The sequence below is a fragment of the Corynebacterium maris DSM 45190 genome (assembly GCF_000442645.1).
GTDB classification, from domain to species: domain Bacteria; phylum Actinomycetota; class Actinomycetes; order Mycobacteriales; family Mycobacteriaceae; genus Corynebacterium; species Corynebacterium maris.
Window position 1 is genome coordinate 1,102,905 of the sequence record NC_021915.1, and the last position, 14,706, is coordinate 1,117,610.

At 67.1% G+C, this 14,706-nt stretch carries 16 protein-coding genes and 1 pseudogene; 11 read left to right on the forward strand and 6 right to left on the reverse strand.

From position 1 onward, the window contains the following. Nucleotides 1-42 precede the first annotated feature (42 nt). Genes B841_RS05295 through B841_RS05305 form a run of 3 tightly spaced genes read left to right on the forward strand, consistent with a single transcriptional unit; the run spans nt 43 to nt 2,177 of the window. The gene (locus B841_RS05295; RefSeq protein ID WP_211215556.1) at nt 43-828 is read left to right on the forward strand and encodes a pseudouridine synthase; all 786 of its coding nucleotides are present in this window, start codon (nt 43-45) and stop codon (nt 826-828) included. Between the two features lie 33 nt (nt 829-861). After that, the gene (locus tag B841_RS05300) at nt 862-1,455 is read left to right on the forward strand and encodes a GtrA family protein (protein ID WP_020934455.1); all 594 of its coding nucleotides are present in this window, start codon (nt 862-864) and stop codon (nt 1,453-1,455) included. 53 nt (nt 1,456-1,508) lie between these two features. Then, on the forward strand, nt 1,509-2,177 hold the full coding sequence (locus B841_RS05305) for an NADPH-dependent F420 reductase (RefSeq protein ID WP_020934456.1): 669 nt from the start codon (nt 1,509-1,511) through the stop codon (nt 2,175-2,177). Here the strand turns inward: B841_RS05305 and B841_RS05310 are convergent. The 3 genes and pseudogenes from B841_RS05310 to B841_RS05320 all read right to left on the reverse strand — a co-directional run. Then, nucleotides 2,177-2,794, reverse strand: a pseudogene (locus tag B841_RS05310) (2,3,4,5-tetrahydropyridine-2,6-dicarboxylate N-succinyltransferase); the annotation flags it as partial. The gene B841_RS05305 and the pseudogene B841_RS05310 overlap by 1 nt on opposite strands. Next, a complete protein-coding gene (locus B841_RS05315) occupies nt 2,791-4,161 on the reverse strand; it encodes an amino acid permease (RefSeq protein WP_020934458.1) in 1,371 nt (456 codons plus the stop codon). The gene B841_RS05315 and the pseudogene B841_RS05310, both read right to left, overlap by 4 nt. Before the next feature lie 55 nt (nt 4,162-4,216). Beyond that, nucleotides 4,217-5,149, reverse strand: coding sequence for a DapH/DapD/GlmU-related protein (locus B841_RS05320; RefSeq protein WP_020934459.1), 933 nt, complete (start codon nt 5,147-5,149; stop codon nt 4,217-4,219). Nucleotides 5,150-5,285: 136 nt separating this feature from the next. On the opposite strand from B841_RS05320, the gene B841_RS05325 reads away from it, so the two are divergent. The 6 genes from B841_RS05325 (at nt 5,286) to B841_RS05345 (ending at nt 9,186) form a co-directional block, all read left to right on the forward strand. Beyond that, the gene (locus B841_RS05325) at nt 5,286-6,080 is read left to right on the forward strand and encodes an LOG family protein (protein ID WP_020934460.1); all 795 of its coding nucleotides are present in this window, start codon (nt 5,286-5,288) and stop codon (nt 6,078-6,080) included. Then, nucleotides 6,073-6,909: a dihydropteroate synthase gene (folP, locus tag B841_RS05330; RefSeq protein ID WP_211215548.1), complete on the forward strand. Its 837-nt coding sequence runs from the start codon at nt 6,073-6,075 to the stop codon at nt 6,907-6,909. The genes B841_RS05325 and folP overlap by 8 nt, the downstream gene beginning before the upstream one ends. Further along, the gene (locus B841_RS05335) at nt 6,906-7,667 is read left to right on the forward strand and encodes a glucosyl-3-phosphoglycerate synthase (RefSeq protein ID WP_020934462.1); all 762 of its coding nucleotides are present in this window, start codon (nt 6,906-6,908) and stop codon (nt 7,665-7,667) included. The genes folP and B841_RS05335 overlap by 4 nt, the downstream gene beginning before the upstream one ends. Continuing rightward, the gene (locus B841_RS05340) at nt 7,646-7,999 is read left to right on the forward strand and encodes a DivIVA domain-containing protein (RefSeq protein WP_020934463.1); all 354 of its coding nucleotides are present in this window, start codon (nt 7,646-7,648) and stop codon (nt 7,997-7,999) included. The genes B841_RS05335 and B841_RS05340 overlap by 22 nt, the downstream gene beginning before the upstream one ends. Before the next feature lie 43 nt (nt 8,000-8,042). Next, complete coding sequence (locus B841_RS13595) at nt 8,043-8,213, forward strand: DUF3117 domain-containing protein (protein WP_020934464.1); 171 nt, start codon at nt 8,043-8,045, stop codon at nt 8,211-8,213. A gap of 109 nt (nt 8,214-8,322) precedes the next feature. Further along, on the forward strand, nt 8,323-9,186 hold the full coding sequence (locus tag B841_RS05345) for a methyltransferase domain-containing protein (protein ID WP_020934465.1): 864 nt from the start codon (nt 8,323-8,325) through the stop codon (nt 9,184-9,186). A 9-nt stretch (nt 9,187-9,195) separates the two neighbouring features. Here B841_RS05345 and B841_RS05350 read toward each other — a convergent pair whose 3' ends face one another. Together B841_RS05350 and glgA are read right to left on the reverse strand one after the other, a co-directional pair. Further along, complete coding sequence (locus tag B841_RS05350; RefSeq protein ID WP_020934466.1) at nt 9,196-10,605, reverse strand: glycoside hydrolase family 32 protein; 1,410 nt, start codon at nt 10,603-10,605, stop codon at nt 9,196-9,198. 12 nt (nt 10,606-10,617) lie between these two features. Next, a complete protein-coding gene (gene glgA, locus B841_RS05355) occupies nt 10,618-11,790 on the reverse strand; it encodes a glycogen synthase (protein WP_020934467.1) in 1,173 nt (390 codons plus the stop codon). 123 nt (nt 11,791-11,913) lie between these two features. Between glgA and glgC the strand changes: the two genes are divergently transcribed. Beyond that, on the forward strand, nt 11,914-13,131 hold the full coding sequence (gene glgC / locus B841_RS05360; protein WP_020934468.1) for a glucose-1-phosphate adenylyltransferase: 1,218 nt from the start codon (nt 11,914-11,916) through the stop codon (nt 13,129-13,131). Nucleotides 13,132-13,219: 88 nt separating this feature from the next. Here glgC and B841_RS05365 read toward each other — a convergent pair whose 3' ends face one another. Then, on the reverse strand, nt 13,220-13,864 hold the full coding sequence (locus tag B841_RS05365; protein ID WP_020934469.1) for an O-methyltransferase: 645 nt from the start codon (nt 13,862-13,864) through the stop codon (nt 13,220-13,222). Nucleotides 13,865-14,017: 153 nt separating this feature from the next. Here B841_RS05365 and sigE point away from each other — a divergent pair, with 153 nt between their 5' ends. After that, nucleotides 14,018-14,701, forward strand: a complete 684-nt coding sequence (gene sigE, locus B841_RS05370; RefSeq protein WP_020934470.1) for an RNA polymerase sigma factor SigE — start codon at nt 14,018-14,020, stop codon at nt 14,699-14,701. Nucleotides 14,702-14,706: the final 5 nt, after the last annotated feature.

The following is a 14,706-nucleotide window of genomic DNA, read 5'->3' on the forward strand; positions in this document are numbered from 1 at the left end:
GGCCGCCCGCCCGCCCGCGGCGGCCTCACCGCCGTGCGCACGGTGCTACGCGGCACCACTCCCGTCGGCGAGTTCTTCGCCGCCCGGGCCGGCGACTCGCCCTACCGGCCGGGCGAACTGATCGCCCCGGGCACAGTCCTGGAGCGTCCCGTCCCGGCGTGGACGTTTCCGGTGATTCCCGAAGAACCGCCGATCCCCTTCGACTACCATGTGCTCCACGTCGACGAAGAGCTCATCGTCGTGGACAAGCCGCATTTTCTGCCGACGACCAGCAACGGCCGGATCGTCCGGGAAACCGTGCAGACGCGCCTGCGCCGCGACTTCGGCGAGGACGTCACCCCGCTGCACCGCCTGGACCGGCTCACCGCCGGGGTGGTGGTCTGTTCCCGGCGCCCGGCGACCCGCGGCGCCTACCAGCGTCTCTTTCAGGATCGAAAAGTGCGCAAACGCTACCTCGCGCGCACGGTGACGGCTGTGGGGCAGCCGACGTGGCGGGAGCTGTCGGTGCCCATGCGCAAACAGCCGGGCGGGCGGTCGGTGGCCGTCGACGACGAGGGGACGATGACCGTCACCCGCCTGCGCGGGGCGGGCACCGTCGTGGAGCTGGAGCCGCTGACCGGACACACCCACCAGTTGCGGGTGTTGCTGGCTCACCTCGGGGCGTCGATCGTCGGCGACGACGTGTACCCGCGCGATCTCGGCCTCAAGCTGCGTGACTATTCTTCCCCGCTGCACTTGCTGGCCGCGGGCGTGGAGTTCGCGGACCCGGTCGACGGGCGCGAGCGGGTCTTTACGTCTTTGCGGGGGCTACCGGCTAACCTTGATTGATTACAGGTACGCCAGGCAAGGGGAGGACGCGGCATGGGAGAATCGGGCTCCACTGCGGTGAAAAAGAAGTTCAGCACCGTGGACATGCTCTCGACGCTGCGGCAGTTTTTCATGTTCGGCCTCGTCGGTGGGTCGGGCACCCTGGTCAACCTCCTCGTCGTCTACGTGGTCACCAGGATGCTGCTCAGTGGCGCGGGGCTCACGCCGGAGGACGTGGTGGCCGGACTGCCGGGCACGCCCTGGAACATCCGCTGGTACCACGTGATCATGACGATCGCGTTTTTGGTGGCGAACACCTGGAACTATCAGCTCAACCGCTCCTGGACTTTCCGCGGGGTCACCAAACGCAGCTGGTGGCGGGGATTCTTTCCGTTTTTGGCCACCGGTTTCTTCGCGTTTCTGGTCAGCCAGCTGGCTGCCACGTTGATGATGAACCCGACGTCGCCGGTGGCGTTGCCGGACGAGATCTTCGACAACTCCACTGGGTTGCGGACGAAGTTCTACTGGGCGGCGGCGATTTCCGTGATCGTGGCGATGCCGGTGAACTTCGTCATCAACAAGCTCTGGACCTTCCGCAAGCCCAAAGTGGTGGTGGTGCAGGAGCGTATGCCGGCCACGCAGGAATAGTCTGCGGCCTCCGGACGTTGTCCATGGTGACACGGCAACAACTGGAGGTTTGTGTGAAGATCGGAATTCTCGGCGCAGGCAAAGTGGGCACGATTCTGGCCCGCCTGACGGTGGAGGCCGGGTATGAGACCTACCTGGCGGCCTCCGGCGACCCCGCCGACATCGACTTGATCGCCAGCGTGCTCGCCCCCGGGGCCACGACCGCGACCAGCGCGCACGCCGCCGAGGAGGCGGACCTGGTGATCGTGGCCATCCCGCTGCGCAAACACGACACCCTGCCCGTGGAGCAGCTGCGCGGGAAAATCGTCGTCGACGCCATGAACTATTGGTGGGAGACCGACGGGCGCGACAGCCCCTTCGGTGCGGCGGACGCCTCCACCAGCGAATTCATCCAGTCCCAGCTGCCGGAGTCCACCGTGGTCAAAGCTTTCAACCACATGGGCTACCACGACCTCGACGAATTGGGCCGCCCCGCCGGAGACCCTGATCGTCGCGCGATCGCCGTCGCCGGGCCACGCGCCGCCGGCGAGACCGTGATGGGGTTGATCGACGACGTCGGCTTCGATCCGCTCTACATCGGCGGGCTGCCCGAAGGGGTGCGGCTGCAGCCGTTCAGCCCGGCCTTCGGAGCCAACGGCACTCGTGCCGAACTGGGTGAGATCATAGAAAACTTCCCCGCCACCGAACGTGGCAGGGAAGTGTACGCGGCGTTGGGCCGCTAACCGACGGTCTCGCCGAAGCAGACGCGCTCGTTCACGGTCACCGCGCTCAACGAGCCGGCGCCGTAGTCGATGAAGGCGTCCGCGCCGACGACCGTGCCCGGCGCCAGGTAGGCGCCCAGGCGCACGCGACCGGAGTCGACGACGGTGACCTCGTCGGGCACCACGTAGTCCAGCAGGCGCGGGAACTTGTCGACGGAAAACACCGTCACCGGCGCCCCGCCGGCCAGCTGGCCACGGATCATCTGGAAGTCCTTCATCGCGCACGGACCGTAATTGGTCCACACCACGTTGGCCAGGTGCTCACGGGCGCCCTCGAGATTGACCTCGCCGGGCTTGACCAGCCGGTGGGACAGCAGGTGCAGCCGCAGGTAGACGTCGTAGGCGTCCACCGGCGCCTGGCCGAGGTCGCTGATGCGGGTGGCGACGGGCACGCGGGCCACGCCGCGGGTCTCGTCCGGGCCGGCCAGGGCGGCGAACTGCTGCGGCGTGGTCTCCAGCCGCTCGGTGCCGGCTGCGGTCACCGGCTCATCCAACTTCGGGGCGGGGTACCACACATCTAGGACGGTGCCGTCATAGGTCAGGGTGGCCAGGCCCCGGGCATAGGCGCTGGAGGTCACGTCGTGATCTTCCGTTTCTTGTTGTTTTTCGTGGTCAGCGACAGTATAGCCAGAACACCGGTGACAACGACGACTGAGACGATTTGAGAGCGCGCGGCCTCGTCGAAAAGCATCAGCGCCACCAACCCCACGAGCAGGGCCATCGTCACCCAACTCAGCCACGGGTAACCCCACATGCGCACGGAGGGGGTCTCGCCCGCGGCCTCGATGGCCGGGCGCAGCTTCAGGAAGCTGGCGGTGGTCATGATCCAGATGACGATCAGGCAACCACCCACCGCGTTGAGCAGGAACGTCAACAGGCCGGTCGGGTTCCACCACTGCAGGCCGACGGAGATGAAGGCGAAGATCATCGACAGGATGACCGCGTTGATGGGGACGTTCTCTCGGTTGGTCACCTTGAAGATCCGCGGGGCGTCGCCTTCTCGGGCCAGGTCGTGGACCAGCCGGGACGTGCCGTAGATCTGGGCGTTGAAGGCGCTCAACAGGGCCAGGACGATGACGGCCTCCATGAAGCCGACCACGCCGGGCAGATTCGCCAGAGACAGCACCTGCGTGAACGGGGACTCCGCGGCGGTGGAGGCGTCCTGGATCTGGTCGTAGGGCACCAGCATGATGATGACCAGCACCGAGCCCAGGTAGAAGACGATGATGCGGAAGATCACCGAACGCACGGCGGTGCCGATGGCCTGGGAAGGGTTGTCGGACTCGGCCGCCGCGATGGTCACCAGCTCGATGCCGCCGAAGGCGAAGGCCACGGCCAGCAGGCCGGCGGCGATGCCGGGCAGACCGTTTGGGGCGAAGTCGACCTCGCTGATGTTGCTGAACAGGATCGGCTCACTGGCGGGCAGCAGACCGAAGAACAGCAGCACGCCGACGATCAAGAAACCGATGATGACGGCGACCTTGATGAAGGAGAACCAGAACTCGAACTCGCCGAACCCGCGGACCTTGGCGAAGTTCACGAACGCGAAGAACACCACGGCCACCAACGCCGGGATCCACGGATCCACGCCGAACCAGGAACCCATGATGGCGGCGGCGCCGGTCATCTCTGCGCCCATGACCATCACCAGCATGAACCAGTACAACCAGCCCAGCACGAAACCCGCCCAGTGGCCGAAAGCCTGACGCCCGTACGTGGAGAAGGAACCCGACGACGGGCGGGCCGACGCCATCTCACCGAGCATCTGCATCACGAGGACGACGATGGCGCCCGCCGCGATGTAGGCGAGGAGGACGGCGGGGCCGGCGGCGCGGATGCCCACGCCGGTCCCGAGGAAAAGGCCGGCGCCGATGGCGGAGCCCAATCCCATCATGGTCAAATGGCGGGTTTTAAGGCCGCTCCCGAGGCTGGTATTCGTGCTCATGAGGGGAAATCCTATCGTGTGACCTGACACTCAGTGAAAAGGGCCGGGTTCGGAATCACCGACGGTTGTTCCAGTGCACCACCGGGACGGAGTGATCCGGGGACATCCGCACCGTCCAGGCGGAGAGACCGTCCAGGGTGGAGCCCCGGACGTGCTGGTCCAGGCTCGTGTCGTAGAGCTGGGTGTCCGGGGCGATGACGATGTTGGGCTCCACCGTGCAATCGTCGCCCAGGGAGATGCCCAACACCCCGGAGCTGACGCCCAGGCGGCAGTTGTTTCCCATCGTGATCGGCTCCCGCAGGGTGTCGTGGCGGCGCTTGGCCATGAACGTCGATGACAGGCCCACCTCACAGCTCTCGCCGACGAGAGTGGACGACGACAGCCGCCCCTCCACCCGCGCCGCGCCGAGGGTGCCGGAGTTGAAGGAGACGTAGCCTTCGCGCAGCACCCGGGTGCCCGGGGCCAGGTACGCACCGAGCCGCACGCGCTCGGCCTCGGCGATGTTGATGCCCGACGGCACCACGTAATCGACCATCCGGGGCAGTTTCTCGATGCCGTAGACATGGATCAGCCCGCGGGAGCGCAGTTCGGTGCGCTGGAATTCGAAGTTGTCGGGCAACGCCGGGCCCTTGTTGGTCCACACCACCGTGGACAACGTCCGCAACGCGTTGTCCATGTTGATGGTCAACGGCTTGACCAGCCGGTGGGACAACAGGTGGAGCCGAAGGTACACGTCGTGCGCGTCGACGGCCTGGGACTGCAGGTCCGCGATGGTGGTCTCCACGGCGACCTGTTCAACCAGCCGGTCGTCGTCGCGCATGATCAGCTTGAGGTAAGAGTCGGGGATGTCCGCCGCGCCGAGCCGGACCGTGCCCGGCACCAGGCCGGCGCCGTCGATGAGGGCGGGGGAGGGGTACCACGTGTCGAGGATCGTCCCATCCATCGCGATGTTGGCGATACCTTTGGCGCGGGCGCCTTGCTTCGTCATGGCGCTTATCCTACGACCCCCGGCGCGACGCCACATCTTGAAGGTCTCGCCGGGGTGGACGGCGTCGCGGGGGTAAATTACGCTGGGCAGTCCGAACATAAACATCCCCGCACACGAGAAGTCGAGACCGCACGCCATGGCCCCCACCATCCAGCCCGAACCCGAAAAGAAGCGCAAGTTGCGTGGACCGGTGCTCATGCGCACCGAGAGCGACGAGCAGACCTCGACATACGATCAGCGGCTGCTGGAGCTGGGCGCGGACCATGACTGGCAGCACGCCGACCCGTGGCGCATCCTGCGCATCCAGTCCGAGTTCGTCTCCGGCTTCGACGCCTTGTCGCGCATGCCCAAGGCGATCACCGTCTTCGGCTCCGCACGCCTGGGTGAGGGCACCCCCGAATACGACCAAGGGGTGGCGCTCGGCCGCGCGATCGCGGAGGCGGGCTACGCCGTCGTCACCGGCGGCGGGCCCGGACTGATGGAGGCCCCCAACCGCGGCTGCCACGAGGCCGACGGTCTGTCCGTCGGCCTGGGCATCGAACTGCCCCACGAACAGGGGCTCAACGCCTGGGTCGACCTCGGCCTGAACTTCCGGTACTTTTTCGTCCGTAAAACCATGTTCCTCAAGTACTCGCAGGCGTTCATCTCCCTGCCGGGCGGATTCGGCACCCTCGACGAGCTCTTCGAGGTGCTGTGCATGGTCCAGACCGGCAAGGTCACCAACTTCCCGATCGTGCTCATCGGCGTCGACTTCTGGTCCGGGCTGGCCACCTGGATCGAGGAGCGGCTCCGCGGCCAGGGGCTGATCTCCGAGGAGGACACGGATCTATTCTTGATCACCGACTCCATCGACGAGGCCGTCAACCACATCGTCGAACGCCACCAGACGCTCACCGACGGCCGCCTCCAGCACCCGGGCCTCGATGACTGACCCGTTGGCCCAAGTGATGGCCATCGTCAACCGCACCCCCGACTCCTTCTACGACAAAGGCGCCACCTTCGCCCTCGAGCAGGCGTTGCGACGCTGCGACGAGGTCATCGCCCAGGGCGCGACCATCGTCGACGTCGGCGGGGTGAAAGCGGGCCCCGGCGAAGACGTCTCGGCCGCGGAGGAAATCGACCGGGTGCTTCCGCTGGTCACGGCCGTCGCGCACCGACACCCGGGGGTCACCGTCTCCGTCGACACCTGGCGCTCGGACGTCGCCGACGAAGCCATCCGGGCCGGGGCGCGGCTGATCAACGACACTTGGGCGGGGTGGGACCCCGAACTCGTCGAAGTCGCCGGCCACCACCGCGTCGGCTACGTCTGCTCCCACACCGGCGGCGTCACCCCGCGCACCCGTCCGCACCGCGTCCACTTCGACGACGTGGTCGCCGACGTCATCGCCGAAACCACCGCGCTCGCGGACAAGGCCGTCGCCGCCGGCGTGCCGGAGGAACAGGTGCTGATCGACCCGACCCACGACTTCGGCAAAAACACTTTCCACGGCCTCGAACTGCTGCGGCGCATCGACGAGGTCGTCGCCACCGGCTGGCCCGTGCTCATGGCGCTGTCCAACAAGGACTTCATCGGTGAAACCCTCGACCGCCCCGTCGGCGACCGCGTCGCCGGGACGTTGGCCGCCACCGCCTGGGCCGCCACCCGGGGAGTGGCCGCTTTCCGCGTCCACGAGGTCGCCGAAACCGTCGACGTCATCCGCATGACCGCCGCCATGGCCGGCGAGGCCGCCCCGCTCAACACGGTCCGGGGGCTCGCGTGAGAGTCTCCGTCGTCATCCCGGCGCTCAACGAGGAAGCCACCGTCGCGGGCGTCGTTGCGGCCGTGCTCGACGACGCCCCGCACGAAGTCATCGTCGTCGACGCCGACTCCCACGACGGCACCGCCGCCGAAGCCGCCCGCGCCGGAGCGCGGGTGCTCGGCTGGCGTGAGGTCCTCCCTGAGATTGCGCCGCGCCCCGGCAAAGGCGAGTCCCTGTGGCGCGGGGTGGCGGCGGCGAGCGGCGACGTCGTCGTGTTCATCGACGCCGACCTGGACGTCGTCACCCCGGGCGCCGTCGCGGCCCTCGCCGAGCCTTTCGGCGACGACGGCGTCCACCTGGTCAAGGCCGACTACCCGCGCACCATCCACGGTGCGTCCACCGGCGGCGGCCGGGTCACCGAACTGACCGCCAAACCACTGCTGCGCCTGTGCTTCCCAGAATTGGCGGACGTGCGCCAGCCGCTGGCCGGGGAGTACGCGATCCGTCGCTCCACCGCCTGGGACCTGGCGTTCGTCGACGGCTACGGCGTCGAGGCCGGGCTGCTCATCGACGTCGCCCGCCGCTTCGGGCCGGACGCCGTCGCCCAGGTGCCGCTGGGGCCGCGCCGGCACCGCAACCGGCCCTTGGCCGAGTTGGGCCCCATGGCCGACGTGGTGGCCGCCACCATTCTGGGCCGGGCCGGGCTGTCCGGCGCGAACGTCGCCGAACGCCCGCCGCTGTCAGGTATCCTCGGCACATGCTCACCTGGATCCTGCTGATCATCGTCCTCGCGGCGCTCGTCGTCGTGGGCACCTGGAGCTGGGGAAAAATCTTCGGCCGCGGCGAGGTGCTGGCCCCGATGCCGGAGCCGAAGACCACCGTCGAACACAACCGGCGGCTGGTGGACGGCGGCGACGTCGCGGACGTGCGTTTCGAGTTGGCCACCCGCGGTTACCGCCCGGCGCAGGTCGACGACGTGCTGGATCAGCTGCACCGGAGACTGCTGGAAACGACCGCGGAACGGGATGCTTTACGCGCGCGGCTGGGAGAAATTACTGGTGAGGGGCGCGCAGAAAAAAATTATGGGACCTCGCCACGATCCATCGAGTAGAATGGGCTGAGAAACAATACCTTGGAGAAGGAGTCAATTCAAGATGGCTGCTATGAAGCCCCGCGGTGTGAACGGCCCGATGGAAGCTGTGGTCGAAAACCGTAAAATCGTCATGAGGATTCCATCCGACGGCGGCGGCCGGCTCGTGGTCGAACTCTCCCAGGAAGAGGCCAGCGAACTGGGTGGCCTTCTGCTGGAGGCCGCCGGCGAATAACGCCATGCTCACATCTGCGCCCACAACCCACGACCGATGTCGTGGGTTGTTTTGTGTCGTGGCCGATGCACAATGTCCCCGCGCACCGGGATCCGGGTAGATTGACATCATGCTTTCACACATCATCGACGTGCTCGCCGACCCCGTCGACGGCACCGCGTTGAGCGGCGCCGACGATTTCACCCGACTGGTCTCCGTGTCCGGCCACAGCTACGACGTCGCCCGCCAGGGCTACGTGACGCTCGCCGGCGGGGCCGGACTCAATCACTCGGGTGACTCCGCGGAGATGGTGGCGGCCCGGGAGACTTTCCTGTCGCAGGGACACTTCGCCCCCTTAGTGGAGGCCGTCTCCGCGGCAACGCTCGACGCTCTCGACGAAGCGTCCGTGCCGGACGACGCCGACCCGGTCATCCTGGAAGTCGGCGCGGGGACCGGCTATTACCTCTCGCACACCCTCGATCACATCGACGGCGCCCGCGGCGTGGGGTTGGACGTGTCCACCTCCGCGGCGAAGCTCCTGGCCAAGTCCCATCCCCGCGTCGGCGCCGTGGTGGCCGACGTCTGGTCGTCGCTGCCGCTGCTGGACAAGTCCGTCGACGTCATCTGCGTGGTGTTCGCGCCGCGTAACCCGGCGGAGTTCGCCCGGGTGCTCAAGGACGGCGGCGAAGTCATCGTGCTCACCCCGGACGCCGGGCATCTCGCCGAGCTGCGGGAGCCGCTGGGCATCATCGACGTGGAGGAAGGCAAGGTCGAGCGCATGCTCGAGCAGGCCTCCGGGCACCTGCGCCAGGTGGGGGAGAGCACGCACATCACTTTCCCCATGACCTTGGACAAGCGGTCGATCGCGGCCCAGGTCGCGATGAGCCCCTCCGCCCGACACATCGAGGCCGCGGAATTAGATGAGCGCGTGGCGTCCTTGCCGGAGACCATGACGGTCACCGGTAAGGCCACGCTCACGCGCTTGACCGTGTGACGGAGACCGCTACACCCGGCTGCCGGCCCCCTGCCAGTCACGCAGGATTTCCGCGTCGCCGGTCGTCTCCGCGGTGATGCCGCTGCAGCCGCCGTCGAAGTACACGCGCGACGCCATCGTGACCTGGCCGCCGTCCGCGAAGACCTCCACGGTGGAGCCGTCGACGAGGATGGTCAGGGAATCGGTGTCGCCCTCCTGCAGTGGGGCGGTGGCCGGCGCGTCCGCGAAACGCGGATCCATCGACCGGTCCAGCGTGAGTTCGTCGCCCGAATGCGTGATCCGGCAGGCGACCTCACCCTCGCCGTTGAACAGCGACACGGACAGGGTGGAACCCTCCGGAATCTCGCACAGCCCCGTCCAGGACCGGGCCCGCTTAGTGGAACGGACCATCTCCGGCATACCGGAGACCGGCGTCTGGTAGAGCAGCCCGCCCTGCAGCGTGACCACGCGGGGGACGGACAACGCGTTCACCCACCCCCCGAGCTCCAGGGAGTAGTGCTGCGTGGCGTCGTCCTGTCGGCCGACCCCGTTGAGCAGTCCGAACATGATGGCCTGGTCATCGCGCTCCGCCTCCGGGACGGTGCCTGGGGTGAACGTCGCGTTGCGGGGGCGGGTGAAGTCGTGCCCGTAATCGATGCGGGTGAAACCACGGGTGATGGTGAATTCCGTGCCTTCGAGCTGACCCACCAGGTAACCGGAGTGGTCGATGCCGTCGCGTTCCTGGGTGACGAGGAGGATGTCGTAGATTTCCCCGTCGACTTCGTCACGCAGCCGCATGATGCGCGGCGCGACCAGGGAGGAGAGCTCGATGTCGGCGTCGCCGCTGAAGGTCAGCGGGCCCCGGAAGTCCCAGTCGCGACCGTCCTCACTGGTGAGGATGACCGGCTGCGGGGCATCCATGGGGCCGGAGACCGCCAGCATCAAAAAGCCTTCATGTCCGGCGTCGCGGTCCTGCTCGCTGTTCCAGCCGGGTACGACGCAGGGGGAACGGAAACGGGCGTGGCCGTCACGGTCGGCGACGGCGGTGGTGACTCGGCGGAACTGGTCGTCCAGCGCGGTGGGTTCATCGGAGATCGGGCAGTCGTCCGGAATGGTCGCGGCCTCCGCGTACTTGATCGTGTTGTTGTCTTCCGTAGCGGACGTGAAGTACAGGCCAATGCCGTCGCCCTCCGCGACGACGGAGCCCGCCCGAACGGTGATTTCGTCGCCCTCCGGCGCGAGGACGTCATCACAGAAGTCCCAGTCCAGCGGGCCGTCTGACCCGATGGCGTGTCCCCACCGGGCGGGGCCGCCCGGCTTGGGCTGAAACTGATAAAACATGTGCCACACGTTGCCGTTGCTGAGAATGCCCGCGGGGGCATTCAGAACACCGATTTCGGCGGTCACATGAAGTTCAGGGCGGTGAATGTCTGCTGCCACTGAGTTTTCTCCTTAACGAAGCGAGGCGTAAATGTCGACGGTTTGTCGGGCGATGGTCGCCCACGAGAACTTCTCCTCCGCACGGGTGCGTCCCGCTGCGCCGAAGGCCTGAGCCCGCGAGCGGTCGGCGACCATGGCGTTGACGGCCTCAGCGATGTCGCGCTCGAAGCTTTCGGTGTCGTTCTCGTCGTAATGCACCAACGTACCTGTTTCTCCGTCGACGACGACCTCCGGAATCCCGCCGACGTCCGAAGCGACGACCGCGGTGCCGCACGCCATCGCCTCCAGATTCACGATGCCCAGCGGTTCATAAATGGACGGGCACACGAAAGTGTCGGCGGCCGAATAGATCTGCGCGATCTGATCTTGCTTGAGGTGGTCCTGCACCCAGAACACGCCGTCACGCTCAGCCTGCAGCTCCTCGACGAGCACGCGGGTGCGCTCGGCGATCTCTGGGGTGTCCGGGGCGCCGGCGCACAGCACCAGCTGCACGTCCTCGTCGAAGAACTTGGCGGCGCGCACGAGGTGCTCCACGCCCTTCTGGCGGGTGATGCGGCCGACGAACGCGGCGATCGGACGCTGCGGGTCGACGCCCAACTGCGTCAGGTAGGAATCTTCGGCGAAGGCCTCGCGCGGAGTCCAGATCGCCGTGTCGATGCCGTTGAGCACGACGTGTACCTTCGACTCGTCGATGCGGGGGTAGGCGTCGAGGATGGATCCCTTCATCCCCGCGGACACGGCGATGACGGCGTCGGCGTATTCCATGGCGTTGCGCTCCGACCAGGAGGAGACGTCGTAGCCGCCGCCGAGCTGCTCCCGCTTCCACGGGCGGTGCGGCTCCAGGGAGTGGGCGGTGGCGATGTGGGGGACGCCGTAGAGCTGGCCGGTGAGGTGCCCGCCGAGGCCCGCGTACCAGGTATGCGAATGCACGACGTCGAGGTCGGTGGCGGCGTTGGCCATCCGCAGGCCGGTGGACAGGGTCCGGACCGCGGAGTTCGCCTCCTCGAGCACGGGGTCGACGCCGTGGACGAAGACGCCGGCCTCGTCCCGTGGGGCGCCCATGCAGTGGACGTCGACCTCCACGCCGTCGACGTCGCGCATGAAGCGGGTCAGCTCCGTCACGTGCACACCGGCCCCACCATAAACTTCCGGCGGATATTCTCTTGTCATCATTCCGACTCTCATGCTTGCCAGACTAATCAGGAAAAACTTTCGGTGCAGTCCCGTTCGGGGGCAATTCCGACGACCGCCTCCAAACGGGGCCACGAACCCCTGCAGAGGTGGCGAAACTTAAATAAGGTTAGTGTTGTGAAAACACAGCCAAATGTTCTTGCCATCGTCCTCGCCGGCGGCGAAGGGAAACGACTCTTTCCGCTGACGGAAGACCGCGCCAAGCCCGCGGTCCCGTTCGGGGGAACCTACCGACTGATTGACTTCGTGCTGTCGAACCTGGTCAACGCCGGTTTCCTGAAGATCGCCGTGCTGACGCAGTACAAGTCCCACTCCCTGGACCGACACATCTCCCAGGCGTGGAACCTCTCGGGCCCCACCAGCCAGTACATCGCCTCCGTGCCTGCCCAGCAGCGCCGCGGCAAGCGCTGGTACAACGGCTCCGCCGACGCCATCGTGCAGTCGCTCAACCTCATTTACGACGAAAAGCCCGACTACGTCATCGTCTTCGGCGCCGACCACGTCTACCGCATGGATCCGTCGCAGATGGTCGCCGACCACATCGCCTCCGGCAAGGCCTGCACCGTCGCCGGCATCCGCGTGCCACGCATGGAGGCCACCGCCTTCGGCGTCATCGACGCCGACGAGGAAGGCACCATCACCAGCTTCCTGGAGAAGCCGGCGGATCCCCCGGGCACCCCCGACGACCCGGACGCCGCCTACGCCTCCATGGGCAACTACGTCTTCACCACCGAGGACCTGATCTCCGCGCTGCTCGAGGACGAGCAGAACCAGGAGTCGCAGCACGACATGGGCGGCGACATCATCCCGTACTTCGTGGAACGCGAGGAAGCCCACGTCTACGACTTCTCCGCGAACGAGATCCCCGGCTCCACGGAGCGCGACCAAGGCTACTGGCGCGACGTGGGAACCCTCGACAGCTACTACGAGGCGCACATGGACCTGATCTCCGTGCACCCGGTGTTCAACCTGTACAACAGTGCGTGGCCGATCCACACCACGGACGACTCGAACCTCCCGCCGGCGAAGTTCGTGCAGGGCGGCATCGCGCAGTCCTCCATGGTGGCCCCCGGTTCGATCATCTCCGGCGGCACCGTCCGCAACTCGGTGGTTTCTTCCGACGTGCACATCGACGAAGGCGCGACGGTCGAAGGCTCCGTCCTGCTGCCGGGCGTGCACATCGGCAAGGGTGCGGTGGTGCGCCACGCCATCCTGGACAAGAACGTCTACGTCCGGGAAGGCGAGATCATCGGGGTGGATCGCACCCGCGACGAATCCCGCTTCAAGGTCTCTGCCGGCGGCGTCGTGGTCGTGGGCAAGAACGAAGTGGTCTAGCCCCGGCCGGCTGTGAACAGCCCGCCCGGCGCACCGTCACGAGGTCGCCGGGCGGGCTTTCGTGCTGTCGCAGCTTTTAGGCGCGGCGTCAGGAGCTGCGCGTCACCAGCGTCATGCCCGCGCCGAAGGGTAGGCGGGTGACCAGGGCGTCGTCGAGTTCCCGGACCATCTCTTCGGCCTGGCGGGCGGCGGCAGTGTCGCGGTCGCGGCGGGTCTCGTCCGCGATGGTGCCGTCGAGCAGCGCGTCCACCAGCACCAGCGTCCCGCCGGGGCTCAGCAGCGGCCACGCGGACTGGATGACGACGGGCAGGTCGATGGTGTGCACGTCGACGTAGACGAGCTGGTAGGCGCCGGTGGCCAGCCGCCCCATCACGTCCAAGGGGTGGGACGGCAGGAACCGCACCCGGGACCCGGCGTGGCCAGCCTGACGGAAGAGGCGCTTGGCCTTGTTGTGGTGCGTGGCCTCCGGGTCGATGCAGGTGAGCGTGGACTTCGCGGGCAGGCCGGCGAGCAGGTACAACCCCACCACCGCGGCCGCGGGGGTGACGGCGACGGCGCCCGAGCCTCCCTGTCCGCCGGAGGCCGCCAACGTGCTCAACAACTGCCCGGTCACCTCGTCGGGGACAGTGAGCCCGAACTCAGCGGCGTCGGCGCGGGCGTCCCGCAGCGCCGGGGAGATTTCGCTGGTCTCTTCGATGTAGGTGGTCAGTGCGTCATATGCCGGATCAGTCACGCCTACAGTCTAGGTGCCCCGGGTGGCCGAGCGGTACAGATCCAGGCGGCCCGGGGGAGCGAGGGCGAAAAAATCTGGCCCGGCGTCGGATTCACAGCGTCATGTCATAGTTTTATTGGCCTGTGGTGAGCGTCGTTTGTGACAATGGGAGTCATGACGAAGAAGCGTGGCTCAGACGATCCTTTCCCTGCCGGTCCCGTCAGCGAGGTCGCTTCGGATCCGCATGATCCGGCGCAGACCCCGGGCGCCCCGGAGGGCGAAGAATTGAGCGCCACCGAGGCTTTCGACGCGGGTAAGGGGGCCATGCCCGGCTGGGGGGAGCTGGTGGCCGAGCACGCGGACAGCGTTTACCGCCTGGCGTACCGGCTGTCGGGCAATCAACACGACGCCGAGGACCTGACCCAGGAAACCTTCATGCGCGTGTTTCGTTCGCTCAAGGACTACCGCCCCGGCACGTTTCGGGGCTGGCTGCACCGCATCACCACGAATCTCTTCCTGGACATGGTCCGGCACCGCGGCAAGATCCGGATGGAGGCGCTGCCCGACGACTACGAGCGGGTCCCGGGCAGGGAGATGACCCCGGAGCAGGCCTACACGGTGTCCAACCTGGACCCGACGCTGCAGGAGGCGCTGGATGAGCTCAGCCCGAATTACCGCGTCACGGTGGTGCTCTGCGACGTCGTGGGCATGAGCTACGACGAGATCGCGGATACACTCGGGGTGAAGATGGGTACCGTGCGTTCCCGTATCCACCGGGGCAGGACGCAGCTGCGCAACCACATTGAGGCGGTCGCCCGCGAAGACGAGGACGCGAAGCTGCTGATCCGTTCGCGGTGACCGGC